We start from the raw sequence: 26,776 nt of genomic DNA on the forward strand, positions 1-26,776 counted from the left end.
ACGAGGAAGGAAGAAGGGGAGCCGCACCATGACCACCCACTCGGTACTCATACCGTTCCTGCCGACCCGGCCGGAACAGATCCTCCCCTACGCCGGCCTCGTCCACTGGACCCAGGCGCAGCGGCTCTGGCAGGGACAGTCCCTGATGGTCGAACCCCACCACGGGTTCGTCCACGCCGCGGGAGCCGGCTTCCGGGTCCCCACCGGGCTGGGCGTGACGCTCATGCCGCTGCGCCACCCCTACGAGGCCGCGCTCCAGGCCCGCTCGCTGGCCCTGGCCACCGGGCAGCCGGTGACCGCCGGCTTCGGGCCCGGGGCGCCCTCCCTCCAGCAGGCCCTGCGCGGGGCCCCGTACCGCAGTCCACTGACCGCGGCCCGCGAGTACCTGACGGCCGTGCGCGGCCTGCTGGCCGGGGAACACGTGCGGATCGCGGGTGACTACGTCACCTGCGACGCGCAGCTCGTGCCCTTCCCCTCCGCCCCGGTGGAGATCGGCCTCGGCGTGCTGCGGCCCGCCATGGCCCGGCTCGCCGGAGAGGTCGCCGACGTGGCGATCACCTGGCTGACCCCGGCCGCCTACCTGCGGGACACCGTCCTGCCGGCGCTGCGCGAAGGCGCGGCGAAGGCCGGCCGGCCGGTGCCCAGGCTGACGGCGATGGTGCCGTTGGCGCTCGCCAGGAAGGACCGCACGGCCGGTGAGATCGCACTGGCCAGCAACTCCGCGCACCTGGGACTTCCGCACTACATCGACATGCTGCGCAAGTCCGGGATCGGCATCACCGGCACGGACCGGGAGCTGGACGCCCGCGCCCTCGTCGAAGGGCGCGGATTCCTCAGCGGCGACGTGGCGGAACTCGTCGCACAGCTGAAGGAGTACGAGGAGGCGGGCGTCGACGAAGTCGTCCTGAACGTCACCGGCGTGGCCAATTGTTACGGCCCGCAGGCGGCCTCCGAAGAACTCCGGACGATTCTGTCCGCCCTGGCCTGACCCCGGAACCTCCGGGTCCGGCCCCAGCACGGCCGGGCCCCGATCCGGCGTGCCCCGGACCGGCCCCGGCCGGAGTCCGGCTGACGCGTCCGGTACGCCACCGCGTTCACGCGTTCACGCGTCCACCGAATCACTTCGCATCGCTACGCATCACTTCGCATCGCTTCACATCGCTTCACTTTGCTTCGCATTCCTTGAAGGGGGAGTCATGGCGGGAATCAAACGGCATCTGATGCTCTGGGGTACCGGAAAGCCGGGGGCGGAGCTTTCCGCGACGGGCTCCGCGACCGTCGTCCTGGAGAATCCGGACCACCTTTCCACGCTGCTCGGCTCCGACCTCGTAGGCCCGCGGTCCGTGGTGTTCGCCCCCGGCCACACCCCGGACGCGGGAATCCCGGACGGCCCCGTCGTCGCCGGCTACGAGGGTTCGCTCAGCGAGCCCGGCCTGGAATGCTCCCTCGGCACGGACTTCTACCTCCAGATCCAGAACTACGGCGTCAGCGCCTACATGTCGGTGGTCGGCCCCACGCTGATCCGCGTCGCCGACGACATGGACCTCGACGCCTACCTCGCCGACGCCGACCAGGCCCGGCAGGCGGGCACCTTCCCCGACTTCCTCACCAACCCCGTCATCCAGCTCGCCGACCTGCCCGCCCTCGGCGCGGGCCCGGCCGGCGACGGCCCCCGCTGCCGCCTGTACGCCGACCAGGACGGCTTCCTGTCCACCACCCCGGGCGGCACCCGGCTCGGCGTCCTCGGCGAGGACACCCTGGAGCAGCTCGACAGCCGCTGGCTCCTCGACGCCGCCGCCGACGGCGGACCGGCCGCGGAACGCCCCTGGCTGGGGCGCTACCTCGCCGCCGTCTCCGCCGTCCGCGACCTGCGGGCCCGCGGCCTGGCCGACGTACGCGTCTCCGGGTTCGGCGGCCGGCTGAGCGCCGCCGCGGCCTCGTTCCCGGCCGACGCCGCCGCGGACACCGCCGACGCGCTGCTGCCGCTGCTGCTGTGGTCGGGCGAGCACGCCTTCGTCCACGACCCGGCGAGCGGGCGCACCTTCGGCCTCGACCCGGTCGCCGCCGGCCTCGCCGAGGTGCTGCTCGTCGCCGGTTCGGTGGAGGTGGGCGCCTCCTACGCCGACCGGGCGGGCCTGGAGCAGGTCGCCGCCTACTTCGAGGACGCCGGGGTCACCCTGCGGTCCGGCGAACTCGTGACGGCGGGGCACTGACCGCCATGACCGCGATGACGACGACGATGACGATGACGACCACCAAGCCGATGTCCGACGCGGGCCACCGCGTCCCCACCCCCGCCGACGTCCCCGGACGCGCCGGCGAACTCCTCGCCTCCCTCGGCGACCGGGCCGTGCTGTGCGACCTGTACGACGCGGTCGGAGCCTCGGTCTACCACGACCTCGCCGGCACCGGCACCCACGAGGTGCGCGAGCTGCTCGCCCTGGTCCGCCGCATCCCCGGCGACGTCCTCGACCTGGCGGCCGGCTCCGGACGCCTCACGCTGCCCCTGCTCGCGCTGGGACGCCAGGTCACCGCCCTCGAACTCTCCTCCTACATGCTGGAGTTGCTCGACGAGCGGCTCGCCGCCGCCCCGCCCGCACTGCGCGCACGCTGCCTGCCCGTCCGGGCCGACATGAGCGCGTTCGACCTCGGCCGCCGCTTCGGCGCGATCGTGCTGGGCACCACCACGATCTCCCTGCTCGACGCCGAAGGCCGCGTCGGCCTCTACCGGGCCGTCCGTGAACACCTGGAGCCCGGCGGCCGGTTCCTGCTCTCGACGGTCGACATGGCCGCCACCGGGGAGGGCTCCGCCGAGGTCGACATGGAGATCGTGACCGACAGCGGCCGCGCCTACCGCCTCTTCGAACACTGGACGCCCGACTCCGGCAGCCGCACCGTCACCCTCTTCCCCGCCGGCCTCGGCGACGAAGGCGGCGAAGGCGGCGAAGGCCCCGTGCAGGTGTGCACCACCACCATCGGCGTCCTGCCCGCCGCACTCCTGGAGGCCGAACTGGCCGCCGCCGGGTTCTCGGTCCTGTCCCGGCACCCGCTGCCCGCCGTCGGCGAGCGCCACCACGACGTACTGCTCGAAACGGAGGTGACCCCGTGAACGACACCACCACGACGACCGCGACCCCCGGCCACCACCCGCTGTGGCCGTCCCTGACCGCACCGCAGGACCAGGGCCGCGACGACACCTGCGCGGTCTCCGCACACGGCGTACGGGTCCGCTTCGCCGACGGCCGCGAACTCCTCGACGGCTCCAGCGGCCTGTGGAACACCAACATCGGCTACGGCAACGAGGCGATCGCCCGCGCCGCCGCCGAAGCCCTCCGCGAGGCCTCGTACCTCTCCGTCTTCCGCTACGAGAACACCTACGCCCGCCGGGCCGCCGAGGCCCTCGTCGAAGCGGCCGGCCCCGCACACTACGGCCGGGTGCTGTTCTCCACCTCCGGCGGCGCCGCCAACGACCTCGTCATGAAGGTCGCCCGGCACTACCACGCACTGCGCGACGAGCCGCGCCGCAAGGTCGTCGTCGGCCTGCGCGGCAGCTACCACGGCCTGACCTTCGGCAGCTTCGCCCTCACCGGCGACGACCTCGGCCAGCAGCTGTACGGGGTCGACCAGCGGTTCGTCCGCCACGTCGCCCCCAACGACCCCGCCGAGCTGAACGCGCTCATGGCCCGCCAGGGCGCCCAGATCGCCGCCGTCGTCGTCGAGCCGGTCCTCGGCAGCGGCGCCGTCCCCCTCACTGAGGAGTACCTCTCCGAGCTGCTGCGGCTGCGCCGCGAGCACGGCTTCCTGCTGGTCGCCGACGAGGTCGCCACCGGCTTCGGCCGCACCGGCAGCCTCTTCGCCTCCCAGCAGTGGGCCGAACAGCCCGACCTGCTCGTCTCCTCCAAGGGACTCACCAACGGCACCAGCGCCGCCGCCGTCGTCATCGCCTCCCGCCAGGTGGCCCAGGCCTTCACCGACGCCGGCGCCATGCTCACCCACGGCGAGACCCAGGCCGGGACCCCCGTCACCTGCGCCACCATCACCGCCACCCTCGACGAGATGCGCCGCCTCGACGCGGTCGCCCTCGGCCGGCGCCTCGCGGAGCGGCTCGACACCGCACTCGACGCGCTCGTCGCCACCCACCCCCGGGTGGCGTCCACCACCGGCCTCGGCTGCTTCCGCTCCGTCCGGCTGTGCGACCCGGACGGTACCCCCTTCCCGCAGGACCAGGTCCACGCCCTGGTCCGCGCCGTCCGGGACGCCGGCGCCATCGTCCACCCCGGGGTGAACGGGATCCAGCTCTTCCCCGCCCTCACCTACACCGACGCCGAACTCACCGAACTCCTCGCCCGCGTCACCGCCGGACTGGACCTCCACCTGGCACGCACCGCCGCCCCGGCGGCGGAGGCCCTGGCGTGAGCGCCGGCTGGCACGCCCCGGCGCAGCAGCTCATCGGCTGCGACAGCCTGGGCGCCTGGTTCACCGGACGCCCCGAGCGGCGGATCACCGTCCTCGTGGACGCGGCGGTCGCCGCCGCCCCGGTCACCGCCCGCGTCCGGGCCCTGCTCGCCGGGGACCGGTACGAGACGACGGTGCTGGAGCTGTCCGGCCCCGGCGACCTGGAATCGGTGGCCGCGCTCGCCGGCCGGCTCGCGGACGCCGAGCTGCTCGTCGGGATCGGCGGGGGCTCCCTCCTCGACCAGGTCAAGCTGGCCGCCGTGATCCGGACCAACCCCGACGCGTACGCCCGCCTCACGGTGCCGCAGCGCAGCGGACTGCTGGTCCTCGGCCACACCACCCGGCACGGACTCCCGCTGGTCGCCGTACCCACCACGGTCGGCACCGGCACCGAGTCCAGCGGCGTCGCCTGCCTCGGCTACCCCGGCCACGGCAAGCGGCTGGTGATGGGCACCGCACTGCGGCCCAGGGCAGCCGTCCTGGACCCGCTCGCCACCGCCACCCTCGACGACGAACTCGTCGCCGAAGGAGTCCTCGAAGCACTGCACCGCGTGGTCAGCCCGTACGTCGGCGACCACGGGGACCTGCCCACCGAGGACGCGCTGGTGGAGACCATCGCCGAACGGCTGGTGCTGCTGGGGCACGAGGTGCGCGACGCGCGCCGCGCCGACCGCCCCACCGACGACCGGCTGCGGCTGGAGATCGCCAAACTCAGCAGCCTCAGCCACGCCGAATGGGCCCACCTCGGCCGCGACCTGTACGCGGTCAAGGGCTGGCTCATCGCCAACGAGCTGTCCTCCGCCCTCGGAGTGCGCAAGATGACCGCGGTCGCGGCGATCCTGCCGCACCTGTGGCGGGCCGTCTCCGACGGCGAGGCCCGGCTCGGCTCGGCCGACAGGCTGCAGCGCCTGTGGTCCCGGCTGCGGGCCACCGACCCCGGCAACCTCCCCGCGGACCCGGCGGCGGGCATCGAAGCCCTCACCGACTCCTGGGGGATCCACCGCGGCATCAGTGCGGGACCCGACCGGCTCGCCGAGATCGCGAACCGCACCGTCCGCGCCTGGGGCGCCGGACTGCCGATGCTCGGCGGCCTGCGCACCGACGACGTGTACGGCCTGCTGGCCGACGCCGCCGCGGCCTGACACCGGCCCGGCACCACGGACTTCCGCACCCGCAGGCACCGCCGCGAGGCGCGGACGGGAGCACCGCTCCCACCGAGCACATCCCACGCACAGAGCACGCCCTGATCAACACACACGGAACAGGAGTACCTCTCATGCAGGACAACGCGATCGAGACCTTCCCCGCCCTGGAGCTGGGCATGCAGGAGCTCGAGGCCATGGAGGCCCCGGGCTGGTGGACCGGTATCGGCGTCAGCGCCGGTGTGGTCGTCACCTCCGCGGCGGGCTACGGCTCGTACGTGGCCTCCGCGGCCCTCATCGCCACCTGAGAAGCCCGTACCGCGCACGGCGGTACACCCCGCACCTCCCGCTGAACACACCGCACGGAACAGGAGAACCACCCATGCAGGACAACGCGATCGAGACCTTCCCCGCCCTGGAGCTGGGCATGCAGGAGCTTGAGGCCATGGAGGCCCCGGGCTGGTGGACCGGTATCGGCGTCAGCGCCGGTGTGGTCGTCACCTCCGCGGCGGGCTACGGCTCGTACGTGGCCTCCGCGGCCCTCATCGCCACCTGAGAAGCCCGTACCGCGCACGGCGGTACGCCTTCCACCCACCGCAACACACCACACGGATACAGGAGAACCCCATGCAGGACATCGTGAAGCAGGACATCGCCATCGCCACCGACAGCAACCTGGAGCTCGGCATGCAGGAGCTGGAGGCCATGGAGGCCCCGGGCTTCTGGTCCGGCTTCAAGCAGGGAATCGTCATCAGCGGTGTCGCCGTCGCGAGCGCCACGCTCGCCACCTGATCGCACCGGTAGCCCGGGCGGCTGCCGAGATCACAGCGGACCGGACTGCCGGTCCCCCAGGGTGACTTGGTCCCGTGGCGGTGGCGAAAGCCACCGCCGCGGGCCCCTGCACCCCACCACGCACCACACGCACCACACGCACCGAGCGGAAGGAAGAGGGAGCCAACATGCCGAAGGAGAACCCCCGCAAGGGGACGAACGGACAGCTGGGGACGACCGCCGCGCTGCTCGCGCTGGCACTGGCCGTCGCCAACGCGCAGCTGACCGGAGCCGCGCTCGTCGCCGTCATGACGGTCATCGGCCTCGGTCTCGTCGCCTGCGCCGCCAAGGTCGGCGCCAACGTCGCCGCGAGCAAGCGATGAGCGCCGCCGGCGTCGTCCGCGCCTCGGGCCTCACCAAGGAGTTCGGCCCGTTCACCGCCGTGCAGGACGTGACCTTCGAGGTCCGCCCCGGCCGGGTGACCGGACTGCTCGGCCGCAACGGCGCCGGCAAGTCCACCTCCCTGCGCATGCTCCTCGGCCTGGTCCGCCCCACATCCGGCACCGCCACGATCTTCGGCCACCCCTACACCGAGCTCCCCGACGCCGCCCGCCGCGTCGGCGTCTGCATGGACGGGGTCGGCCCCACCCCCGGCGCCTCCGGCCGCCGCGACCTGCGGATCTGGGCCCGCACCCTCGGCGTCTCCAACGCCCGTGTCGACGAGGTCCTCGACCGCGTCGGCCTCACCGACAGCGCCGACCGCGCCGCCAAGGGCTACTCCACCGGCATGAAGCAGCGCCTGGCCCTCGCCACCGCACTGCTCGCCGACCCCGAACTCCTCATCCTGGACGAGCCCGCCAACGGCCTCGACCCGGACGGCATCCGCTGGCTGCGCGACACCCTGCGCGCCCTGGCCGCCGAAGGCCGCACCGTCCTGGTCTCCAGCCACCTCCTCGCCGAGGTCGAGCAGACCGTCGACGACGTCGTCGTCATCCAGCGCACCCTGCGCTTCGCCGGCTCCCTCGCCGAGCTCACCTCCGACGGCGCCCAGCGCCTCGAAGACCGCTTCTTCTCGCTGGTGGACGGGGACGCCGAGACCGCCGCGCGCACCGAAAGGCTGACCCATGCGTAACGTCCTCGCAGGCGAGTGGATGAAGGCCTGGACCGGCCGCACCTGGCTGATCCTCGCCACCGCAGGGATCTTCATGTCCCTGCTCACCTGCTTCGGGTACGCCTCCACGGGCGACGAGGCCATCGCCCTCGGCAAGTCCACCGCCGCCGCCGTCACCGACGACATGGCCCAGGCGTGGATGATGACCTTCCTGATGTCCGCCGTGTTCGGCGCCATCCTCGTCACCCGCGAGTACAACACCGGCGCCATCGCCCGCTCGGTCCTGCTCAGCGGCGGCCGGCTGCGGCTGCTGTCCGCCAAGGCCCTCGTCGCCACCGCCGCCGGACTCCTCAACGGCGTCCTCGCCGCCGCCCTCGCCGTACTGTGCGCGTACACCCTCCCCGGCCACTTCGGCTACGACGGCGACTGGACCGGCCACACCACCCGCATCGTCCTCGGCGTCGTCACCGTCAACGCGATCGCCGCCCCCTGGGGCGCGCTCCTCGGCTGGATCGTCCGCAGCCAGCTCGCCACCGTCGTCACCGTCATCGCGCTCACCCTCCTCGTCGAGCCTGGCCTCCAGGAACTCGCCCCGAAGGCCGCCGCCTACCTGCCCACCATCGCGATGAGCTCCGTCTACCTCGACGGCAAGCCCGAGCTGCTCTCCGTACCGCTCGCGCTCCTGGTCCTCGCCGGCTGGCTCGCCGCCGCCGGGACCGCCGCCCGCCAGCTGCTGCTCTCCCGCGACGTCATCCAAGGGTGATCCAGACATGTCCACCAAGACGCTCATCCGGAAGGCGGCCACCAAGCCGGCCGCCTCCGCCGCGGACGACTGGGACCCCGCGCTCCTGGAACGACCCCGCATCGCCGCGAACGTGGAGATCCACGAGCCCATCGAGAGCGGCGCCCCCTGGGTCCTCCAGCGCGGCAACCACCAGCACTTCCGCCTCCAGCCCGACATGGCGCGCCTGGTTCGGGCCATGGACGGCTCCCTCGACCACACCGGCCTCGCCGAGGTCCTCGGCCCGCCGTGGACCGCGCAGCACGTCGGGACCGCCGTGCACAAGCTCGCCGACTCCAAGGTCCTCGACGACGGCAAGCCCGCCGAACGCCGAAGCACCTGGTTCCGCTTCGTCCCGCCGATGACCCTCCAGTTCACGGTGCTGCACCCCGAGCGGCTCCTCGCCCGCCTCGCGCCCGTGATCCGCCTCCTCGCCGGGCGCACCGCGGCCGCCGTCGCCGCCCTGTTCGTCCTCGGCGGGGTCCTCGCCCTCGCGCTCCTCGCCCCCGAGGTCGACGCCGCCCTCGGCCGGCCGCTCCCCTTCTACGCCTACTTCGGCGTGATGATCGGCGTCCTCGCCACCACCGCCGTCCACGAGGTCGGCCACGGCGCGGTCCTCACGTACTACGGCGGCCGGCCCAGCCGGATGGGCTTCATGCTCTTCTACATGTCGCCCGCGTTCTTCTGCGACGTCTCCGACGGCTGGCGGCTCTCCCGCAAGGAACAGCGCGTCCGGGTCGCCCTCGCCGGCATCGCCACGCAGACCGTGATCGCCGGGGCCGCCGCCCTGAGCGCCCTGTTCCTGGGCCCCTCGGACCTGCGCGACGCGGTCCTCGTCTTCGCCGTCGCCACCTACACCAGCGGCGTCGTCAACCTGCTGCCCTTCGTGAAGCTCGACGGCTACATCGCCCTGATGAGCCACCTCGACGTCCCGCACCTGCGCGACCGGGCCATGACCGACGCCCGCCGCTTCCTCGCCAGGACCCTCTTCGGCGGCCGCGGCTACGAACGCGAACTGGCCGGCCGCCGCTGGGCGGTCGCCTTCGGGCTGGCCTGCATGGCCTTCCCCCTCTACGTCATCGCCGGCGCCCTGACCCTGTGGTCCGACCTGCTCCAGCGGCTCGGCGCCGTCGGCACCAGCACCGTCCTGATGGTCGTCTGCTACCTCGTCTACCGCCTCGGCCTCGGCTTCGCCAAGCTCACCACCGAGGGCCGCACCGCCGGCGCCCCGCTGTGGCGCGTCATCGCCGCGGCCGTGCTCCTCACCGGGGCCGCCGGAGCCGCGCTGGTCCTCGTCAAGGCGCCGTACACCGTCGCCGCCGGATACGTCGCCCACGACGGCGGCCGCACCGAGCTGGTCCTGCCGAACACCGCGGACCTGTCCTCCGTCCGCCCGGACTCCGCGGTCCGCTTCTACCGGGCCGGACTGATGACCCGCGAGCAGACCGGCACCGCGTGCGTCGCCGCGACGGCCCGCACCGAGACCACCGCGCCCATGTCGGCCTTCTTCCCGGTGGCCGCCACCCCGGTGCGCATGCCCGTCGTCAGCCTCCCGCTGACCGTCGGCCGGGCCCCCGCCGACCGCGTCGGAGCGGCGCAGGTCGACCTCGGCGAACTCCCGCTGGGCGAGTGGCTGTACGTGAAGTACGTCGCCCCGCTCTGGCGCCGGTAGCCGTCCCTCCCCATCCCTCCTGTCCCTCCTGTCACGAACGGAGTGCACCATGGACCTCCGCTACATGAACTACTGCCAGCCCGGCAATCCGTTCTACGACGTACCGGCCACCGCCGCCGCCGACGCCAGCGTCTTCCCGGCGGTGACCGGCCCCCTCCCCGAGGGCTGGACGCGCAACGACAACACGCACTGGCTGCTGATGACCCCGCCCGACACCGTGCTCCCCGGCCAGGGCTGGAAGATCCACGTGTCGGCCACCCTGGAGAACGCCGACCGCGTCCTCGGCCTGGTCTGGGACTTCTGCGTCGCCGAGCGGGTCACCTTCAAGTTCATCCGCAGCGCCGGCATCCTCAAGATGCGCAACAGCAAGTACGGCGACCGCGGCAGCAGCGGCAAGTTCTTCACCGTCTACCCCGGCGACGAGGCCCAGCTGGAGCGGATCCTGCGCGGACTCGGCGACCTCCTCGACGGGGAGAGCGGCCCCACCATCCTCAGCGACCTGCGCTGGCGCTCCGGCCCGCTGTACGTCCGCTACGGCGGCTTCGTCTCCCGGCTCGGCCGCTCCGAGACCGGCGAGCTCGTGCACTGCATCGAGGACCCCGAGGGCCGGCTGGTGCCCGACGTGCGCGGCCCGTCCTTCCGGCCGCCGTCCTGGGTGGAACTGCCCGCCTTCCTCGGCGAGGCCCTCGCCGCCCGCAACGCGGCCACCCTCCAGGACTTCCCGTTCCGCGCCACCAAGGCCCTGCACTTCTCCAACGGCGGCGGCGTCTACCAGGCCACCGACACCCGCGACGGCGGCACGGTCCTGCTGAAGGAGGCCCGCCCGCTGGCCGGCCTCGACGAGGAGGGCGCCGACGCGGTGGCCCGCCTCCAGCGCGAGCACTGGGCGCTGGACAAGCTCGCCGGACTGGACTGCATCCCGCCGGTCGTCGACCACCGCAAGGGCAACGAGCACTGGTTCCTGGCCCGCGAATACGTCGACGGCAAGCCCCTCGCCCGTGAGCTCCTCAGCCGCAACCCGCTCGTCAACGACGACCGCACCGAAGGCGCGTACGCCGCGTACGCCGAGTGGGCGCTGAAGATCGTCGACCAGGTGGAGCGGGGCGTCGAGGCCATGCACGCCAAGGGCGTCGTCTTCGGCGACCTGCACCCCAACAACATCCTGGTCCGGCCCGACGACACGATCTCCTTCATCGACCTGGAGACCGCCACCCCCGCCGCATCGGAATCCGCCCAGGCCATCGGCGCCCCCGGCTTCCGAGCCCCCGCCAGCTACAAGGGCACCGCCGTCGACCGGTACGCCCTCGGCTGCATCCGGATCGGCGTGTTCCTGCCGCTGACGGTCATGGCCACCTGGTCCCGGGCCAAGGTCGACCAGCTGATCGGCCTGGTCACCGAGCACTTCCCGGTCCCCGACGGCTTCGCCGGGCAGGTCCTGGCCGACCTCGGCCCCGACCCGCACCCCGGGCAGCTCCCGGACCCCGCCCCGGCGCCCCTGTGGACCGCGCCCACCGCCGGCAGCTGGCCCGCGCTGCGCACCGCCCTCGCCGAGGACCTGCTGGCCAGTGCCACCCCGCAGCGCGAGGACCGGCTCTTCCCCGGCGACGTCGAGCAGTTCTCGGTACCGGGCGGCGGAGCCACCTTCGCCTACGGCGCCGCCGGCGTGCTGTGGACGCTCGCCGAGCTGGGGCACGCCCCCGCCGACGAGCACGTGTCCTGGCTGACGGACGCCACCGCCCGCGCCGCGGACATGGGCCCCGGTTTCCACGACGGGCTCAGCGGCGTCGCCTACGCCCTGGACCGGCTCGGCCGCAGCGACGAGGCCGCCGCCGTCCTGGAGCGGGTCCGCCGGGCCCCGCTGGAGGACGTCGACCACAGCCTCTTCGGGGGGCTCGCCGGCATCGGCCTGACCCACCTCCACTTCGGTGACACCGACGAGGCCGCCCGGATCGCCGCGCTCATCGCCGACCAGGCGTCGGGCGGGGTCGGCCGCCCCCGGCCCGGGCTGCTGCGGGGCGCGTCGGGCGGGGCGCTGCTGATGCTCCGGCTGCACGAAGCCACCGGCGAGCCCAAGTGCCTGCACGTGGCGGGCGAGTTGCTGCGCCGCGACCTCGCGGAGGCGGGCTGGTCCGGGGACGGTGACCCGGCCGGCTCCGAGGACGCCGCCTGGAAGGTGCCGTTCCTGGCCTTCGGCGGTGCGGGCCTGGCCATGGTGCTCCACGAGGCGGCGCGCCTGCTGCCCGAGCCGGAGTTCACCCGGGCCCGGGACGCGCTGCGCGAGCAGGCCGGCCCGTCCTTCATGCTCAACGCCGGGCTCTTCCACGGCCGGGCCGGCGCCCTGCTGGCCCTGCGCCACCTGCACGACGGATCCGCCGCCACCGACCGGGCCGTCCGGCGCCACCTGGACGCCCTCGGCTGGCACGCGGTGCGCTGCGACGGCCACCTCGCCTTCTTCGGCGACCACACGCTGCGCCTGTCCGCCGACCTGGCGACGGGTTCGGCCGGTGTACTCCTCGCGGTGGAGGCCGCGCTGGGCGATGCTGGCTCCGGTCTGCCGTTCCTCGCGCCGGGCCCCCGATGACCTGTCAGGAGAGCCCGATGCGCAGCGCCACGTACCACTTCGTCGTCGCCCCCGACGGCCGCGGGCCCGAGGGCGGGGCGCCGGAGCTGGCGGCCGTGCGGCTGATCTCGTTACTGCCGGCGGGCTGGGGCTACGCGCCCGAGTTCCCCGGCGGGACGGTGTCCCTGCGGCTGACCCCGCCGCCCGGCACCACCGAGGAGGCGGCGCACGCCACCTTCGCCGGCACCCTGGCCGACCCTGGCCTGCGGGGCTGGAGCTGGGCCAACGCGCCGGCGTGAGGATCCCGCGGTTAGGGTGCGGGGTCATGGACACGCTCAGAGCCGCCGGGTGGGGGCTGGTGGCCCTCGCCGGGGCCGCCGCCGCCACCGCGGTCGCCGCCCCGCTGTACGAACACCCCGGCGGCCCGGCCCTGCTGGCCGAACTGAACCACCCCGTACTCCTGGCCGGCCTGGCGGTCCTCGCGCTCGCGGGGGCCGCCCTGCTGCGTGCGCGCCGGCCGGAGGTGCGCAGGGCGGCCGGGGCGGGGCTGGCCGGGGCGGTGGTCCTCGGGGCGCTCGCCGTTCCCGCGTACGCGGTGGTCACCGACCCGATGCCGATGCTGGAGTGGGACGTCCCCGCGCCGGACGGCTTCCCCCGGCGGCTGGTCGTGGAGCAGACCTCGGCGCTGACCGACCCGGTCTGGCGGATCCACGTCGACGCGGGGACCTTCCCGACGGCCCGCCGCTGGCCGGTCGCCGAGTACCGGCTCGACCCGGAGTTCGACTTCACCAAGGGCGTACTCGAAGCGAACTGGCCCGATCCGGACCACATCCGCATCATCGACCTCGACCACGGCCACCACGACCTGCGCATCGCTCCCGACGGCCGCCCGCTGGACCGGCTGGACTGGTAGCAGACCGCCGCCCGGGCCGGGGCCACAAGGGCGGAGCCCGCCCCAAGAGGGGCCGTGCGGTGGGACGATGGGGAGTCAGGTCGAGGCCACCAGGGGGTGCCATGAGCGTTGACGTCCGCGAAAGGCTAGCCGAGCTCGGATTACGGCTGCCGGAGGTGAGCGCCCCCAAGGGGGCCTACGTACCCGCCGTTCGCAGCGGCATCCACGTCTTCGTCGCCGGTCAGATCCCGCTGACGGGCGGGGAGCTGACCCTGACCGGCAAGGTCGGCGCCGAGGTCTCCCCGCAGCGGGCCAGGGAGCTGAGCCGCCAGTGCGCACTGGCGGCACTGGCCGCCGCCGACTCGGTCGCCCCGCTGGAGTCCGTGGTGCGGGTGGTGAAGGTCGTCGGATACGTCTCCTCCGCGCCCGGCTTCACCCGCCAGGCGGGGGTGGTCGACGGGGCGAGCGAGCTGCTGGTGGAGGTCTTCGGCGAAGCGGGCCGCCACGCGCGCAGCGCGGTGGGGATGGACATCCTCCCGCTGGACGCCCCGGTGGAGATCGAGATCGTCCTGGAGGTCTCCGACCGGCCCTGACGCCGACCCCGGCAGGGGCCGCGGGCCGGGGCGGGCGTCGGGCCCGAAGGCGCCCCGGCCCGCCGTCGGGGCTGAGCGGGACCCCGGGCTCGCCGGCCGCGGGGCGAGTCCGGGCCCCGACCGGCCCGGACCGGCCGGTCGGAACCCGCGGGCCGCCGCCGAAAGCCGCCCGGCCACCAGACCGATCCGGGCCCCGGCCCGTCCGGCCCTGCCTGAACCCGGGTCTGCCCGGGCCTGTCTGAACCCGGGCCGCCCAGCCCTGCCCGAACCTGGCCCGTCCGGCCCTGCCCGAACCCGGCCCGCTCGGGGCCGGGTTCGGACGCCGGGCGTGTCCCGCCCCCGGTCCGCCCTCCGCCGGGCCGACCCGACCGGGCCGGTCGGCTCCGCAGGACGGCACCGCAACCCCCGGCCGTCAGGGCAGCACGCTCCGGCCCCGGCGCGCCGGTATCCGGAAACCGCCCGGCCAGGGCCTAGGCGATCGGGACCGCCGTGCCCGTCACCTCGATGCCGGCCGAGGGGTCCGCCGGGACGCCCACCGTGATCAGGCTCGGCCGGCCCATGTCGACGCCCTGGTGGACGGTCAGTACGGCCGGCAGCTCGACCAGGCCCAGGCTCCGCAGGTACCCGCCGAAGGCCGCCGCGGCCGCACCGGTCGCCGGGTCCTCGACCACCCCGCCCGGCGGGAACGGGTTGCGGGCGTGGAAGACGTCCGCCGACTCCCGCTGGACCAGGGTGATCGTGGTCCAGCCGCGGCGCGCCATCAGCTCGCTGAGCGCCGGCATGTCGTAGTCCAGGTCGGCGAGCCTCTCCCGGCTCGCCGCCGCGATCACCGGATGCCAGGCCCCCGCGTACGCGGTCCGCGGCGGCAGCGCCGGATCGAGGTCGTCCGCCGACCAGCGCAGTGCCGCCAGCAGCTCCGCCAGATCGGCGTCCGCGATGGGCTCCGTACGCGGCTCCACGCTCACCAGCGTCGCGACGACGCCGCCGTCCGGGCCGGCCGAGGTCGTCACCGGGACCTGGCCCGCCTGCGTGTGCAGCAGCAGGTCCCCCACCCCGTGCCGCTGGGCGTACGCCACGGCGGTCGCGATGGTGGCGTGCCCGCAGAACGGCACCTCGGTCTGCGGGCTGAAGTAGCGGATGTCCAGCGCCCCGTCCTGGCGGGGCACGGCGAAGGCCGTTTCCGAGTAGCCGACGTCCGCCGCGACCGCGGCCATCGTCGCCTCGTCGATGCCGGTGGCGTCCAGCACCACACCCGCCGGGTTCCCGCCCAGCGGGTCGGTGCTGAAGGCCACGTAGCGCAAGAGGTCCATCGCCCGAACGTAGCGGTCCCGTCACGGATCGTCAAAACACGTCCAGCGTACGGAAGTTGACGATTCCCGGGCCGGGCCCGCAGCGCCCGTACCCGTCACGCCCAGGTGAGCAGCTGCCCGGACGTACCGAGCCCCACCGCGAACCCCAGCGCGATCCTGCGGTCCCCGCGACTGGGCCGGACCGCGTGGAAGAACCGCGGATCGATCAGCAGCGCCTCGCCGACCTCCGGAGCGAGCTCGATCGACTCGGCACCCGCCACCACCGCCTCGTCGAACCCGTACCGGGCCGACAGCCGGTGCGCCTCGTCCTCGGGCCGCCAGCGGTGCCTCCACAGCACCGTCTCACCGCCCTCGGGCGGCACGCTGAGGTACAGGTTGAACGCGAACTGCCCGATCAGCGGCTCGTCGAGCAGGTCCCCGTCGTACTCGCGCAGCGCATCGTCGAAATGGACCTGGAACCCCTGGTTCGGCTCCCGGGCCACCCCGTCGCCCATCTCCACGCCGCCCCGGCGGCCCACCGCCACCCCGCCCGGCCAGGCCGCGGCGAGTGCCTCCCGGGAGGTACGGAACGGATCGAACGACAGGCCCAGGCCCTGCCAGGCCTCGTGGTGCCCCTGCAGCGCCTTCCAGTAGGAGTCGGCGACGCCCCCGTCCGCCATGTGGTCGCTGACGCCCACCCCGAACCGCATCACCGGCGGATCGACGCGGGCCTTCCCGTACGAGTCGAACACCTGCTGCCGCAGCGCGCCGAGCACCTCGTCACACCGCTCGCGCGGCAGGAAGGAAGGGACCCGGACCGCCGCGTACCGCCCGGCGGCCAGCCCGGCGAGCAGCTCGTGGGTGAACGCCGGCGCGGTCACGGCGCGGAAGAAGGGATCGTGCGGTGGGGCCGGTAACGCACTCTGAGTGGTTCGCCCTGAGGATTGCCCTGACGTCATTCGATCGCCCCCCGGCGTCGGAAAGACAACAGAAACCGATGGCACCTATCCGGGATGCGTCCCGCTGGTCGCGCGAAACGCCGTCTTGGCGTCGAGCTCCAGTGCTTGCCGTCCGGCCTCCAGCGCTTCCATCGCGATCCGCCGGCCGACCTCCGCCTGCATCTGCTCCAGGTCACTCCCCGGAGCGCCCCATCTGAGGGACTGGTCGTCGTTCGTATCGGTGGGGACAGCAGTCATCGGCGGACCTCCGCGCTTTTCGGTGTGGGACGCGTCACACAGGGTGAGGCAACGCCAGGCTACGCGCAAGCCCGCACCGGCCGTTGGAGTTCCGTCCAACTCGTATGAAAAGAAGGGGGTTTCAGCCCGGCATCTCCCGCAGGGTCTTCTCCAGCAGCGCCCTGGCCTGCACCGACAGCGGATGCTCCGGAGACACCATCCGGTCAAGGTCGCGCACCAGGGCCTCCAACTCGTTCACCGCTTCGGGCGTACGCCCCACGATCCCCATGAGCACCAGCACGAAGGTGTACCGGAAGCGCATCACCATGTTCGAGTCCGGGGGCTGAGCTGCGTCCCGCAGTGCCTCCCGGATCACCTGCTCCGCCTCCTGCGCCCGGCCCTGCCCCAGCAGCGCGTGCGCCAGCGTCTCGCGCACCCGCAGGATCTCCGGCGTCGACGGCGGCCAGTGGTTGCGCCGGCTGATGTCCCGGATCTGCCAGGCCTCCGCCTCCGCCTCCGCGTCCCGGCCCATCGCCCGCATCGCCCGGGCCAGGGTGTGGCGCACCACCAGGGTGTCGTAGTGCTCCGGGCCGCGCACCTCGTTCTCCGCCTCCACGATGGAGCGCAGCATCTTCTCGGCCTCCGCCGCCCGCCCCTCCTGCTCGTTGATCGCGCGGGCCAGCTTGTGCCGGCTGGCCAGGGTGTCGGCGTGGTTCTCCCCCAGGATCCGGGTACGCGCCAGCACCACCCGCGCCAGCAGCTGCTCGGCCTCCGGCAGCTGCTCCCGGTCCAGATGGATGCGGCCCTGCTCGTGCCGCAGCCCCAGGATCTCCCGGTCGTCGACGTCGAAGCCGAAGGAGGAGCAGCGCTCCACCATCGGAATCACCAGGTCGTGCGCCGGCCCCAGCAGCCCCGTCGCTATCAGGTAGCGGGCGGTCAGCCGCGCCAGCTCCAGCGCATCCGTGCGCACCGTGCGGTCCGACAGCTTCAGCTCCCCCAGCAGGCAGGCCCGGGCCACCTCCAGCGCGTGCGGGGCCAGCGCCGCCCACAGCGGCCAGTTCGCCGGATGGTCGGGATTGCGCTGGAGGGTGGCCTGGAGCACCATCCGCACCGCCAGCCCGTAGTAGTCCGCGGGCCGGTCCCGCACCTCCCGGTCCTCGCGCAGCACCCCGTGCACCACCGGGTGCAGGGTCAGTACGTGGGCCAGGTCGCGCTCGGCGACGCCCTCGCGCTCGTAGAAGTCCACCAGCCCGAACTCCTCCAGGCCCGCGAGCGCCGCGTAGGTGCGCGCCGGGGTGATCCCCGGGAAGAGCGGGGACTGCGAGAGCGGCGGATCGCCGAGCAGGCAGCGGTAGGGGACCGGGGCGATGCTCAGGCAGGCGAACACCTTCAGCAGGGTCGCCGCCTGCGCCCGCTCCTGGCTGCTCAGCAGGTCCATGGCGATCCCGCAGACCTTCTCCACGATCTCCCGGCCCAGCAGCTCGCTCAGGTCCGGGCCCGCCTGGCCCGGGGCGGCGTCGACCCGCGCGGCGACCGCCCGGCCGAAGGTCTCGAAGTCCTGGATGTCGCTGTCCAGGGAGATCCGGCTGTCGCTGACCGCCTTGATCACGTCTGCGGCGTGCCGCAGCGCCAGCGGCAGCCCGCCCAGCTCCTGCGACAGCCGGCGCGCCTGCTCGTTCGTACCGCCCAGGCCGCCCGTCCGCTCCAGCAGCATGGACGCCCCGTCCTCCTCGCCGAGCGGGACCACGTGGTGGACGGCGCTCGTCTCGCCCCAGGTCTGCTGGCGGCGCACCCGGCTGGTGACCAGCACCGTGCCGTTCTCGTTCTGCGGGCGCCGCAGCCAGCCGGAGCCGTCAGCGACCGGGCCCTCGGGAGGGCCGAGACGCTCGGGGTCGTCCGCGTTGTCGAAGATCAGCACCCAGGGGTCCGGGCACGCGTTCAGCAGCGTCCACACCAGGTCCATGGCCGTGCCCAGCAGCCAGGCCCGCTCCACCGTGATCGACGGGGCCCCCAGGTCCCGGGCGATCATCCGCATGCGCAGGCTCAGCTCCGGCATCGACACCCACCACACCCGGTGCCCGGCCCGCTGCGCCCGGTCGGCGACCTCCAGCGCCAGCCGGCTCTTGCCCGACCCGCCCAGCCCGGACAGTACGTGCACCTGCTGGCGGGCCTGCTCCGACAGCAGCGAGGCGACCAGGCTCAGCCGCTCCTGCCCCTTCAGCTTGCCCTCCTCCAGCGGCCCGTACGGCGGCGGCGGGAACGGCGCCAGATCCAGCTCCCCGGCCGCGGGCGGCGGCAGCGAGGGCCGCCCGGCCGCCTCGGCGGGGGAGCGCGGCGCGAGCATCCCGCCCCCGTCCGCCGGCCCCTCCGCGGGCCCGTGCGCCGCCTCCAGCAGCGCGGCACGGACCGCCTTGTAGGGGGCGGCGGCACGGTCGGCGGGCTGCACGATGGAGAAGTGGTCGGCGGTGACCACCCCGCCCTTGGGGAACACCCCGCGCGCGACGACGGGCGGCACGATCTCGTCGCCGGAACCCCCGTACGCGCGCACCGGTATGGGGCACTCCTGGTCCCCGTACGCCCGCCCGTGCACGACGGCGCTGAGGACGGTGCGCTGCGCCTCCGTCACGGCCCGGTCGAAGGGGCGCAGCTGCTTCTCCTGGGGGTTGCTCCAGATCTTGAGCCACTTGCGGACGGTGAGGAAGAACCCGGACCCGGTGTTGGGGCAGGCGAACATCGTGAAGTGCTTGATGCGGGACAGCTCCCGGCCCTCTGCGTTCCACAACTTCCGTGCCAGGAACCGCTGTACGACCAGCCCGCCCTGGCTGTGCGTGACCAGCACGATCCGGTCGGCCTCGGCGAGCTCGGTCTCCAGGAAGGTGCCGAGCTGGTCGGCGACGTCGTCGGTCTCCGCGACCCGCCGGTCGGGCCGCAGGCGGACGAGCGGGGAGTCGTACTCGAAGAGGTGGACGCTGACCCAGTCGGCCAGCTCGGGGTCGGTGGTGAGGAGCGTGTGGAAGGCCGTCCACACCTTGGCGGAGGAGAACAGGCCGTGCACCAGCACGAGGTGGACGCGTGTCCGTACCGCCATCGCGAACCTCCGCAGCCAGAATGTGGGTTGAAGCAGAAGGATTTCGGTCGCAGATGAAAACTTAGATGAAGAACTACCCGCGTCAATGATGCATGCGGGGCGACCGCAGGATCCATAACAAGACACCCTTACACCCGGCGCGCAACAGGCGCGCCGGTCGCGCGCGGGGGCGCGCCGAGCGCGAACCCGGGCGGCGCGAGCGCCCCGGAAGGGGGCGCCCGGCACGGCTGGGGCGCGTGGGGGGCGGCCCCTCAGAAGCCGCCGGGCGGGAGGGGCAGGGGCAGACCGGGCAGGCCGTCGATGCTCTGCGCGATGTGCTCCTTCTTCGCGAAGTACTCGCTCAGCGAGGCGTCGTCCTCGCGCGCGAAGCGGCGACCGTGCAGGTCGCGGTCCTCGTCGTACGACATGAACGGCACCCCGTACCCGCAGGAGTCGCGGACGAGCTCGGCCGTCACGACGATGATCGCGCGCAGGCCGTGCTGGGCGGGGTCGATGTCGGGGAAGTGCGCGAGCAGCTCCTTGAAGCGCGGGTCGTCACGGAACACGGGCTCGCCGCGCCCGTGCACCCGGACGATGTTGGGCGGACCCTGGAAGGCGCACCACATCACCGTGATCCGGCCGTTCTCCCGCAGGTGCGCGACGGTCTCGGCGGTGCTCCCGGCGAAGTCGAGGTAGGCGACCCGCTGTTCGTCGAGCACGGCGAAGGAACCCTTGAGGCCCTTGGGGGAGAGGTTGACCGTGCCGTCCCCGGCCAGCGGGGCGGTGGCGGTGAAGAAGACCGGCTGCTGCTCTATGAAGGTGCGCAGGCGTCCGTCGATGCGTTCGTAAGTCTTTCCCATGTCCAAGGATTATGCGGTGGCTGCCCGCCCGGGCTGGGGGTGGGGCGGGTGCGGGGCCGGGGGTGGGTGAGCGGGGTCCTGCCGGGGCGGTCTCACAGCTGGTTTGGGGGTTTCCCGTCAGTCCCATCGTCCTTCCGTGTCGGGCCGGTCCCTCAAGGGCGCTCCCTTCGGTCGCGTCGCTACGCGATGGCCTTCGGCCACCCTTGACCGACCGGCCCGCCCCGGAAAGCCGAAAGACTGCCGGGAAGCCCCCAAAAGAACGGTCACGGTCCAAGGGAGAGGGACGGGCCTCTCAGCAGTGAGGCGGCGGGGCCGGGCGTCGGCCGGCCGGGCATCCGGCCCCTCAAGAGCCGAGATTCCGGGCCGAGGTGCGGCAATGCGCACGAGAGGCTGATCAGAGCGACCTGCGGCGCCCCCAGGCGCAGCAAATCGCTACGCGCTCCTCTTATCTCGGCGTCCGGCGACCGTCCGGGGCTGATACCCGCACCGGAGGTCGATCAGAGCGCTGTGGGAAGCGCGTGGGCGCGACAGATCGCTACGCGCTCCTGTCGTCTCGGCGTCCGGCGACCGTCCGGGGCTGATACCCGCACCGGAGGACCGACGGAGTGGTCAGCGGATGCCCTCGTCCATGAGGACGTAGAGCAGGGGGACCAGGCAGCCGCTGCTGACGATCTCGCGGCGGTCGATCATGCCCCGGATGTCCGTCAGGGGGATCCACTCGATGCGGTCGGACTCGTTCTTCTCGGTCGGCGGGCCCACGTACGTGGCGCCGTCCGCGCGGAACAGGTGGTGCTGGGAGTCCGTGATGCCGGCCGCAGGCTCGGCGTAGACGAGCGGCTTCATCGGTGCGGGACGCCAGCCCGTCTCTTCGAGGACCTCGCGGGCGGCGGCCTCGGCGGGGGTCTCGCCCGCCTCGATGAGGCCCATCGGGAGTTCCCACGCCCAGGTGTCGGTGATGAAGCGGTGGCGCCACATCATCAGGACCTCGCGCCGTTCGTTGACCACGGCGGCCACGGCCAGGTTCCGCAGCTTGACCACGTGGTGGTCGAAGCGGCTTCCGTCAGGAGTCTCCACGTCCGCGAACCAGAGGTCGAGCCACTGGTTCTCGTAGATCGGACGCTCTCCGTGGATCTTCCACTGCATGCGTCCAGCATCGCTTATTCGATTGCCGCCGGTCAGCACGGCCCGGTAGGAAGCTCGCATGCTTACAGGCGGCAAGGTCGGGCTCAGGGCCCGGCACGAGGACGACATCCCGACCCTGCGGACCGAGTTGTACAACGACGTCGTCAACGGCTCGCGGTCCGACAGCGGGCCGTGGAAGCCGATGACCCCCGGCTCGAAGGACCCCCGGCTCGTCGTGGACGACACGAAGGAGAGCAGCGTCCAGTTCTCCGTGGTGGAACTGGAAGGCGGCACGCTCGTCGGCGAGGCCACCTTCTGGGGCATCGACACCCACAGCCGGTCCGCGCACATCGGGGTGGGACTGCTGCCGGCCGCACGCGGCAAGGGTTACGGGACCGATGTCGTCGCGACCCTGTGCCACTACGGTTTCGTCGTACGCGGCTTCCACCGCATGCAGATCGAGACGCTGGCCGACAACGAGGCGATGCTGCGCGCCGCCGAGCGCAACGGCTTCGTCCGCGAAGGCGTGCTGCGCTCCTCGGCATGGGTGCTGGGGGAGTTCCTCGACGAGGTGCTCCTCGGCCTCCTCGCCAAGGACTGGAACGGGAGGGTCTGAGGCATGCCAACGAGACTCGTACAGATCAACATGAAGGCCCACGACGACTCCGCGCTCGGGCGGTTCTGGGCGGAGGCGCTCGGCTGGGGCGTCGACAGTGAGGGACCCGGGGTCACCAACCTCGAACCGGTCGGTTTCGCCTACCCCGACCCCGCGGCCGTCTGTGTCGACATCATCGCCCGCCCGGAACCCAAGACGGTGAAGAACCGGGTGCACCTCGATCTGGCCACCACCTCGACCGCCCATCAGGCGGAGCTGGTCGCACGCTTGAAGGATCTCGGCGCCACGCTCGCCGACGTGGGTCAGGGCGACGACGTCCCATGGACGGTCATGGCCGACCCGGAGGGCAACGAGTTCTGCGTCCTGGACCCCCGTCCGATCTACCGGGACACCGGGCCGATCGCCGCAGTGGTGGTCGACTGCACCGACCCGCGGGAGATGGCCCGGTTCTGGGGCCAGGCGACGGACTGGACGGTGCACGAGGTCACCGACGACCAGGCGTCGCTGCGCTCCGCCAAGGGCGTCGGCCCCTACCTGGAGTTCATCCGCACCCCCGACGTCAAGAGCGGCTGGAACCGCGTCCACCTCGACGTCGCCCCCTACCGCGGTGACGACCCGGCAGCAGAAGCAGCCCGCCTGCGCACCCTGGGCGCCACCGACCCCGGCATCGACCAGTCCGCGATCCACTGGACGGTCCTGGCCGACCCGGAAGGCAACGAGTTCTGCCTCCTCACCCCCCGCTGACCTTGAGCAGCACCCCCGGCCGGCCCTGATCGGCATGTGGTGCAGGTATCAGCCCCGGACGGCCGCCGGCCGCCGAGGTCAGGGGAGCGCGTAGCGATCAGACGCGCCCATGCGCGTCCTCGGCCGCCCTGTTCGTCCTCCGGTGCGGGTATCAGCCCCGGGCGGTCGCCGGACGCCGAGACGGGAGAGGCGCGTAGCGATCTCACGCGCCCAACAGCTCCCTGGGCTGCTCTGATCAACCTCTGGTGCGGGTATCAGCCCCGGACGGCCGTCGGCCGCCAAGACGACAGGAGCGCGTAGCGATCTGGCGCGCCTGGAGGCGCCGCAGGTCGCTCTGATCAACCTCTCGTGCGCATAGTCGCGTCCCCGGCCCCGAATCCGGCATCCACGGGCCCGGATGCCCTGCCGGCCGACGCCCGGCCCCTCGCCTCATCGCTGACACGGCTGCCCCTCCCCTCCTGCCCCGTGACCGTTCTTTTGGGGGCTTCCCGTCAGTCTTTCGGCTTTCCGGGGCGGGACGGTCGGTCAAGGGTGGCCGAAGGCCATCGCGTAGCGACGCGACCGAAGGGAGCGCCCTTGAGGGACCGGCCCGCCCCGGAAGGACGATGGGACTGCCGGGAAACCCCCAAACCCTCCCTGACACCGCTCAAGGGGATCCCCCCGCCCCCCCCGCCCCCCCGGCCCGCACTGTGCCTGTGCCTCCCCTACCCCCGCCCCAGCAGTACCGTGCCCGAGGAGCAGAACCAGCCTCCCGTGCCCGAGGCGAGGGCCACCTCCGGACGGCGGCCGGCCGGCTTCGTGACCTGGCCCGGGCCCGCTTCGCCGCGGAGTTGGCGGACGGCTTCGACCAGGAGGAAGAGGCCGCGCATGCCCGGGTGGCAGGCGGAGAGGCCGCCGCCGTCGGTGTTGACCGGGAGTTCGCCCTCTCGCAGCAGGCGGCCCTTCTCCACGAAGGCGCCGCCTTCGCCCTTGGCGCAGAAGCCGAGGTCCTCCAGCGTCACCAGGGTCATGTACGTGAAGGCGTCGTAGATCTCCGCGAGGTCCACGTCCGCGGGGGTGAGGCCCGCGCGGGCGAAGGCCTGGCGGCCCGAGGCGGCGGCGGGGGAGACGGTGAAGTCCTCCCACTCCGACATCGCCGTGTGGGACACCGACGTGCCCGTGCCCAGCACCCACACCGGGGACTTCGCCGTGTCCGGTACGTAGTCCTCGGCCGCCAGCAGGACGGCGCAGCCGCCGTCCGAGCGGATGCAGCAGTGGAGCTTGGTGAAGGGTTCGGCGATCGGCTCCGATGTGAGGACGTCCTCCACCGTGATGGGGTCCCGGAACATCGCATCGACGTTGGTCGCGGCGTTCGCCCTCGCCTGGACGGCGACCGAGGCGAGCTGTTCCAGCGTCGTGCCGTACTCGTGCATGTGCCGTCGTGCCGCCATCGCGTACTTGGACACGAGCGTGTGGCCGTACGGGACCTCGAACTGGAGCGGCCCCCGGGCCCCGAACGACAGGTTCGACGTGCGCCGCCGGGCCTTGATGTCGGCGCGGGCCGTGGAGCCGTAGACCAGCAGGACGGCGTTGGCGTGGCCGGCGGCGATGGCGTCGGCGGCGTGGGCCGCCATGACCTCCCAGGTGGAGCCGCCGACGGAGGTGGAGTCGACCCAGGTGGGCCGCAGTCCTAGGTACTCGGCCACCTCCACCGGGGCGAGGACGCCGAGCCCCGCCGAAGCGAGGCCGTCGATGACGGAGCGGTCGAGGCCGGAGTCGGCCAGTGCCCGGCGGGCGGCCTGTGCGTGCAGGGCGTAGGGGGTCGGGCCGTCGACCCGGCCGCAGTCCGAGAGGGCGACGCCGACCACCGCGACCCGGCGGCGGGGTGTGGAGGGGGAGACGGGCGCAGAGAGGGGTCCAGGCATGGAGGGACGGTACAGCTGACGCACCGTCAGATGCTAGACCGCCGGCGACCCCTCCCCGCCGCACCCCCTCCACGCCCCCCGCCTCCCCCCCTCCCCCCCCCTCCCCCTCTCCCTCCTCCCACCCCCCTCCCACCCCCCGCCCGCGCCGGGCAAAGGGCGGCTCCCGCCCCCTGTGCATCTCACCCCCGCCGCCCTAACATGACGCCCCGTCAGATACGGGGAGGAGCCCGACGATGGATGCCGCCTTCACCGCGGAGCAGGACGAGATGCGCCGTACCCTGCGCGAGGTCCTGGCCAAACGCTGCGGGCCGGACGAGGTCAAAGCCGCCGTCCGGACCGCCGCGGGACACGACCGCGAGCTGTGGCAGCAGCTCTCCCGGCAGCTCGGCCTGCCGGGCATCGCCGTGGCCGAGGAGTACGGCGGCGTCGGCTGCGCCCCCGGGGACCTCGCGCTGGCCTGCGAGGAGACCGGGCGCGCGCTGCTGCCCTCGCCCCTCCTCGCCACCGCCGTCCTCGCCGCCCCACTGATCGCCGCCCTCGGCACCGCCGGGCAGCGCTCCGCCCTGCTGCCGCCGCTCGCCGCCGGGGAGCTGACCGCCGCCCTCGCCGTCCCCGGCCCCGCCCTGGCCGCCGCGCTCGCCCTGACCGGCGACAACGCCCCAGGCGACTGGGCGGGCGGGGGCCGGGCCGGCGGGGTCCAGGCGCGCCGTACCGACGACGGGTGGCGGCTGTACGGGGAGGTGCCCCAGGTGCTCGACGGCCACAGCGCCGGCCTGCTCCTCGTCGCGGCGCACACCGGCGGCTTCGCCCGCAGCCGCACCCTGCTGTTCCTGGTGCGGGAGGGTGCGCCCGGACTCGTACGGGACCGGCAGGCCACCCTCGACGAGACCCGTCCGCAGGGCCGGATCCAGCTCAGGGACGTCGGCGCCGAGTTGCTCGGCGAAGACGAGGACCGCAGCCCCCTCCCCGCCCTCCCCGCCCTCGCCGCCACGGGCCGTGGCGCGGCCGCCGTCCTGGCCGCCGAGGCCGTGGGCGCGGCTGACCGGGCGCTGGCCCGCACGGTGGAGTACGTACGCCGGCGCGAGCAGTTCGGCCGGGCCGTCGGCTCCTTCCAGGCGGTCAAGCACCGGCTCGCCGACCTCTACGTACAGGTCCAGGCGGCCCGCTCCGCGGCCTACTACGCCGCCTGGGACCCGGACCAGGGCGGCCTCGCCCTCGCCCAGGCCCTGGAGGCCCTGCGCACCACCGCCGGGGAGGCGATCCAGCTGCACGGCGGCATCGGCTTCACGTGGGAGCACGACGCCCACCTCTACTTCAAGCGGGCGGCCGCCGACGAGCTGCTCTTCGGCCCCGTCCACCGCCTGCGCGCGCACGCCGCGCACCACGCAGGGCTCTTCGACCCGTCCGCGACCCCGGAGAGGGCGGCCGTCTGATGGCACCCACCGCTTCCACAGGTCCCGCAGGCCCTACAGAGCCCACAGGCCCCACAGGTCCCACCGGCCCCACAGGTCCCACCGGCCCCAAAGGTTCCAACGGCCCCGCCGCTCTAGGCGTGAAGCTGATGCAGAAGGTCTCCTCCACCCTCCTCTTCGCCAAGGTCGCACCGCACTTCATCCCCGCCATGGACAAGGCCGTGCACCGCCTGACCCGGGGAAGGGTGCTGCTCAGCGCACGGATGCTGCCCGGCGTGATCCTCACCGCCAGGGGTGCGAAGACGGGTGAGCCGCGCACCACCCCGCTCGCGTGCATGCCGGAGGACGGAGGCGTGAGCTGGCTGCTGATCGGCTCCAACTTCGGCCGCCCCGGCCACCCGGCCTGGACCGGGAACCTGCTCAAGCACCCGGACGCGGACGTGAGCTGGCAGGGGCAGGACATCGCGGTGCGTGCCCGGCTGCTGGAGGGGGCCGAGCGGGCGGTGGCGTGGCAGGCGGTACTGAGGTTCTGGCCGCCGTACGCGACGTACCAGGCGCGCATCGAGCGCGAGATCAGGCTGTTCCGCCTGGAGCGGCGCTGACCGGTGGG

Annotated in this window: 27 protein-coding genes; 20 read left to right on the forward strand and 7 right to left on the reverse strand. The window is 73.3% G+C overall.

Going from position 1 to position 26,776, the window contains the following annotated elements; all coding sequences use genetic code 11:
- Positions 1 to 28 precede the first annotated feature (28 nt).
- The 16 genes from ACZ518_RS29705 (at position 29) to ACZ518_RS29780 (ending at position 13,977) form a co-directional block, all read left to right on the forward strand.
- On the forward strand, positions 29 to 988 hold the full coding sequence (locus tag ACZ518_RS29705) for an LLM class flavin-dependent oxidoreductase (RefSeq protein ID WP_469116100.1): 960 nt from the start codon (positions 29 to 31) through the stop codon (positions 986 to 988).
- 208 nt (positions 989 to 1,196) lie between these two features.
- Positions 1,197 to 2,213, forward strand: a complete 1,017-nt coding sequence (gene mpaB, locus ACZ518_RS29710; protein ID WP_469116101.1) for a daptide biosynthesis RiPP recognition protein — start codon at positions 1,197 to 1,199, stop codon at positions 2,211 to 2,213.
- 5 nt (positions 2,214 to 2,218) lie between these two features.
- The gene (mpaM, locus tag ACZ518_RS29715) at positions 2,219 to 3,109 is read left to right on the forward strand and encodes a daptide-type RiPP biosynthesis methyltransferase (protein ID WP_469116102.1); all 891 of its coding nucleotides are present in this window, start codon (positions 2,219 to 2,221) and stop codon (positions 3,107 to 3,109) included.
- A complete protein-coding gene (mpaD, locus tag ACZ518_RS29720) occupies positions 3,106 to 4,416 on the forward strand; it encodes a daptide-type RiPP biosynthesis aminotransferase (RefSeq protein ID WP_469116103.1) in 1,311 nt (436 codons plus the stop codon). Before mpaM ends, mpaD begins: the two co-directional genes overlap by 4 nt.
- Complete coding sequence (gene mpaC, locus ACZ518_RS29725; RefSeq protein ID WP_469116104.1) at positions 4,413 to 5,597, forward strand: daptide-type RiPP biosynthesis dehydogenase; 1,185 nt, start codon at positions 4,413 to 4,415, stop codon at positions 5,595 to 5,597. Before mpaD ends, mpaC begins: the two co-directional genes overlap by 4 nt.
- Before the next feature lie 134 nt (positions 5,598 to 5,731).
- Positions 5,732 to 5,905, forward strand: a complete 174-nt coding sequence (locus tag ACZ518_RS29730; RefSeq protein ID WP_385764048.1) for a daptide-type RiPP — start codon at positions 5,732 to 5,734, stop codon at positions 5,903 to 5,905.
- Positions 5,906 to 5,979: 74 nt separating this feature from the next.
- Complete coding sequence (locus ACZ518_RS29735; RefSeq protein ID WP_385764048.1) at positions 5,980 to 6,153, forward strand: daptide-type RiPP; 174 nt, start codon at positions 5,980 to 5,982, stop codon at positions 6,151 to 6,153.
- A gap of 71 nt (positions 6,154 to 6,224) precedes the next feature.
- Positions 6,225 to 6,389 (forward strand): daptide-type RiPP, encoded by a 165-nt coding sequence (locus ACZ518_RS29740; protein ID WP_469116105.1) that lies wholly within the window; start codon positions 6,225 to 6,227, stop codon positions 6,387 to 6,389.
- 167 nt (positions 6,390 to 6,556) lie between these two features.
- A complete protein-coding gene (locus ACZ518_RS29745) occupies positions 6,557 to 6,751 on the forward strand; it encodes a hypothetical protein (RefSeq protein ID WP_388943019.1) in 195 nt (64 codons plus the stop codon).
- Entirely contained in the window at positions 6,748 to 7,500 is a 753-nt protein-coding gene (locus ACZ518_RS29750) for an ABC transporter ATP-binding protein (RefSeq protein ID WP_469116106.1), read from the forward strand. The genes ACZ518_RS29745 and ACZ518_RS29750 overlap by 4 nt, the downstream gene beginning before the upstream one ends.
- Positions 7,493 to 8,242: an ABC transporter permease gene (locus tag ACZ518_RS29755; RefSeq protein ID WP_469116107.1), complete on the forward strand. Its 750-nt coding sequence runs from the start codon at positions 7,493 to 7,495 to the stop codon at positions 8,240 to 8,242. Before ACZ518_RS29750 ends, ACZ518_RS29755 begins: the two co-directional genes overlap by 8 nt.
- A gap of 7 nt (positions 8,243 to 8,249) precedes the next feature.
- Positions 8,250 to 9,932, forward strand: a complete 1,683-nt coding sequence (gene mpaP / locus ACZ518_RS29760) for a daptide biosynthesis intramembrane metalloprotease (protein WP_469116108.1) — start codon at positions 8,250 to 8,252, stop codon at positions 9,930 to 9,932.
- A 49-nt stretch (positions 9,933 to 9,981) separates the two neighbouring features.
- A complete protein-coding gene (gene lanKC / locus ACZ518_RS29765) occupies positions 9,982 to 12,513 on the forward strand; it encodes a class III lanthionine synthetase LanKC (RefSeq protein ID WP_469116109.1) in 2,532 nt (843 codons plus the stop codon).
- A gap of 17 nt (positions 12,514 to 12,530) precedes the next feature.
- A complete protein-coding gene (locus tag ACZ518_RS29770) occupies positions 12,531 to 12,791 on the forward strand; it encodes a hypothetical protein (protein WP_469116110.1) in 261 nt (86 codons plus the stop codon).
- A 26-nt stretch (positions 12,792 to 12,817) separates the two neighbouring features.
- Positions 12,818 to 13,405, forward strand: coding sequence for a hypothetical protein (locus tag ACZ518_RS29775; RefSeq protein WP_469116111.1), 588 nt, complete (start codon positions 12,818 to 12,820; stop codon positions 13,403 to 13,405).
- A gap of 101 nt (positions 13,406 to 13,506) precedes the next feature.
- Positions 13,507 to 13,977, forward strand: a complete 471-nt coding sequence (locus ACZ518_RS29780; RefSeq protein ID WP_469116112.1) for a RidA family protein — start codon at positions 13,507 to 13,509, stop codon at positions 13,975 to 13,977.
- Between the two features lie 470 nt (positions 13,978 to 14,447).
- Here ACZ518_RS29780 and ACZ518_RS29785 read toward each other — a convergent pair whose 3' ends face one another.
- The 6 genes from ACZ518_RS29785 to ACZ518_RS29810 form a co-directional block, all read right to left on the reverse strand.
- Positions 14,448 to 15,287 (reverse strand): PhzF family phenazine biosynthesis protein, encoded by an 840-nt coding sequence (locus ACZ518_RS29785; RefSeq protein ID WP_469116113.1) that lies wholly within the window; start codon positions 15,285 to 15,287, stop codon positions 14,448 to 14,450.
- 95 nt (positions 15,288 to 15,382) lie between these two features.
- Positions 15,383 to 16,147: a 2OG-Fe(II)-dependent halogenase WelO5 family protein gene (locus tag ACZ518_RS29790; protein WP_469116114.1), complete on the reverse strand. Its 765-nt coding sequence runs from the start codon at positions 16,145 to 16,147 to the stop codon at positions 15,383 to 15,385.
- A gap of 123 nt (positions 16,148 to 16,270) precedes the next feature.
- Positions 16,271 to 16,462 (reverse strand): hypothetical protein, encoded by a 192-nt coding sequence (locus tag ACZ518_RS29795; RefSeq protein WP_007265721.1) that lies wholly within the window; start codon positions 16,460 to 16,462, stop codon positions 16,271 to 16,273.
- A 121-nt stretch (positions 16,463 to 16,583) separates the two neighbouring features.
- Positions 16,584 to 19,529 (reverse strand): alpha/beta hydrolase, encoded by a 2,946-nt coding sequence (locus tag ACZ518_RS29800; protein ID WP_469116115.1) that lies wholly within the window; start codon positions 19,527 to 19,529, stop codon positions 16,584 to 16,586.
- Positions 19,530 to 19,780: 251 nt separating this feature from the next.
- The gene (locus tag ACZ518_RS29805; protein WP_469116116.1) at positions 19,781 to 20,368 is read right to left on the reverse strand and encodes a pyridoxamine 5'-phosphate oxidase family protein; all 588 of its coding nucleotides are present in this window, start codon (positions 20,366 to 20,368) and stop codon (positions 19,781 to 19,783) included.
- A 609-nt stretch (positions 20,369 to 20,977) separates the two neighbouring features.
- On the reverse strand, positions 20,978 to 21,511 hold the full coding sequence (locus tag ACZ518_RS29810; protein WP_469116117.1) for an NUDIX hydrolase: 534 nt from the start codon (positions 21,509 to 21,511) through the stop codon (positions 20,978 to 20,980).
- Between the two features lie 58 nt (positions 21,512 to 21,569).
- Here ACZ518_RS29810 and ACZ518_RS29815 point away from each other — a divergent pair, with 58 nt between their 5' ends.
- Positions 21,570 to 22,106 carry a GNAT family N-acetyltransferase gene (locus tag ACZ518_RS29815; RefSeq protein WP_469116118.1) on the forward strand — a complete coding sequence of 179 codons (537 nt, stop codon included), beginning with the start codon at positions 21,570 to 21,572 and terminating at the stop codon, positions 22,104 to 22,106.
- A gap of 3 nt (positions 22,107 to 22,109) precedes the next feature.
- Positions 22,110 to 22,850, forward strand: a complete 741-nt coding sequence (locus ACZ518_RS29820; RefSeq protein ID WP_469116119.1) for a VOC family protein — start codon at positions 22,110 to 22,112, stop codon at positions 22,848 to 22,850.
- 704 nt (positions 22,851 to 23,554) lie between these two features.
- Here the strand turns inward: ACZ518_RS29820 and ACZ518_RS29825 are convergent.
- The gene (locus ACZ518_RS29825; RefSeq protein ID WP_469116120.1) at positions 23,555 to 24,754 is read right to left on the reverse strand and encodes a thiolase C-terminal domain-containing protein; all 1,200 of its coding nucleotides are present in this window, start codon (positions 24,752 to 24,754) and stop codon (positions 23,555 to 23,557) included.
- Positions 24,755 to 24,987: 233 nt separating this feature from the next.
- On the opposite strand from ACZ518_RS29825, the gene ACZ518_RS29830 reads away from it, so the two are divergent.
- Together ACZ518_RS29830 and ACZ518_RS29835 are read left to right on the forward strand one after the other, a co-directional pair.
- On the forward strand, positions 24,988 to 26,187 hold the full coding sequence (locus ACZ518_RS29830) for an acyl-CoA dehydrogenase family protein (protein ID WP_469116121.1): 1,200 nt from the start codon (positions 24,988 to 24,990) through the stop codon (positions 26,185 to 26,187).
- Positions 26,188 to 26,315: 128 nt separating this feature from the next.
- Complete coding sequence (locus tag ACZ518_RS29835) at positions 26,316 to 26,768, forward strand: nitroreductase family deazaflavin-dependent oxidoreductase (protein ID WP_469116224.1); 453 nt, start codon at positions 26,316 to 26,318, stop codon at positions 26,766 to 26,768.
- Positions 26,769 to 26,776: the final 8 nt, after the last annotated feature.

The sequence above is a fragment of the Streptomyces sp. NPDC033966 genome (assembly GCF_055575955.1).

Bases quoted from the DNA above. Each gene is read 5' to 3' on its own strand.
- ACZ518_RS29780 (WP_469116112.1), top strand. From the start codon at position 13,507: ATGAGCGTTGACGTCCGCGAAAGGCTAGCCGAGCTCGGATTACGGCTG.
- ACZ518_RS29815 (WP_469116118.1), top strand. From the start codon at position 21,570: ATGCTTACAGGCGGCAAGGTCGGGCTCAGGGCCCGGCACGAGGACGAC.
- ACZ518_RS29810 (WP_469116117.1), bottom strand. From the start codon at position 21,511: ATGCAGTGGAAGATCCACGGAGAGCGTCCGATCTACGAGAACCAGTGG.
- mpaP (WP_469116108.1), top strand. From the start codon at position 8,250: ATGTCCACCAAGACGCTCATCCGGAAGGCGGCCACCAAGCCGGCCGCC.
- ACZ518_RS29740 (WP_469116105.1), top strand. From the start codon at position 6,225: ATGCAGGACATCGTGAAGCAGGACATCGCCATCGCCACCGACAGCAAC.
- ACZ518_RS29805 (WP_469116116.1), bottom strand. From the start codon at position 20,368: ATGGGAAAGACTTACGAACGCATCGACGGACGCCTGCGCACCTTCATA.
- mpaM (WP_469116102.1), top strand. From the start codon at position 2,219: ATGACCGCGATGACGACGACGATGACGATGACGACCACCAAGCCGATG.
- ACZ518_RS29785 (WP_469116113.1), bottom strand. From the start codon at position 15,287: ATGGACCTCTTGCGCTACGTGGCCTTCAGCACCGACCCGCTGGGCGGG.
- ACZ518_RS29825 (WP_469116120.1), bottom strand. From the start codon at position 24,754: ATGCCTGGACCCCTCTCTGCGCCCGTCTCCCCCTCCACACCCCGCCGC.
- ACZ518_RS29735 (WP_385764048.1), top strand. From the start codon at position 5,980: ATGCAGGACAACGCGATCGAGACCTTCCCCGCCCTGGAGCTGGGCATG.
- ACZ518_RS29730 (WP_385764048.1), top strand. From the start codon at position 5,732: ATGCAGGACAACGCGATCGAGACCTTCCCCGCCCTGGAGCTGGGCATG.
- ACZ518_RS29775 (WP_469116111.1), top strand. From the start codon at position 12,818: ATGGACACGCTCAGAGCCGCCGGGTGGGGGCTGGTGGCCCTCGCCGGG.
- ACZ518_RS29795 (WP_007265721.1), bottom strand. From the start codon at position 16,462: ATGACTGCTGTCCCCACCGATACGAACGACGACCAGTCCCTCAGATGG.
- ACZ518_RS29820 (WP_469116119.1), top strand. From the start codon at position 22,110: ATGCCAACGAGACTCGTACAGATCAACATGAAGGCCCACGACGACTCC.
- ACZ518_RS29755 (WP_469116107.1), top strand. From the start codon at position 7,493: ATGCGTAACGTCCTCGCAGGCGAGTGGATGAAGGCCTGGACCGGCCGC.
- ACZ518_RS29830 (WP_469116121.1), top strand. From the start codon at position 24,988: ATGGATGCCGCCTTCACCGCGGAGCAGGACGAGATGCGCCGTACCCTG.
- mpaB (WP_469116101.1), top strand. From the start codon at position 1,197: ATGGCGGGAATCAAACGGCATCTGATGCTCTGGGGTACCGGAAAGCCG.
- ACZ518_RS29705 (WP_469116100.1), top strand. From the start codon at position 29: ATGACCACCCACTCGGTACTCATACCGTTCCTGCCGACCCGGCCGGAA.
- ACZ518_RS29770 (WP_469116110.1), top strand. From the start codon at position 12,531: ATGCGCAGCGCCACGTACCACTTCGTCGTCGCCCCCGACGGCCGCGGG.
- ACZ518_RS29835 (WP_469116224.1), top strand. From the start codon at position 26,316: ATGCAGAAGGTCTCCTCCACCCTCCTCTTCGCCAAGGTCGCACCGCAC.
- ACZ518_RS29745 (WP_388943019.1), top strand. From the start codon at position 6,557: ATGCCGAAGGAGAACCCCCGCAAGGGGACGAACGGACAGCTGGGGACG.
- ACZ518_RS29750 (WP_469116106.1), top strand. From the start codon at position 6,748: ATGAGCGCCGCCGGCGTCGTCCGCGCCTCGGGCCTCACCAAGGAGTTC.
- lanKC (WP_469116109.1), top strand. From the start codon at position 9,982: ATGGACCTCCGCTACATGAACTACTGCCAGCCCGGCAATCCGTTCTAC.
- ACZ518_RS29800 (WP_469116115.1), bottom strand. From the start codon at position 19,529: ATGGCGGTACGGACACGCGTCCACCTCGTGCTGGTGCACGGCCTGTTC.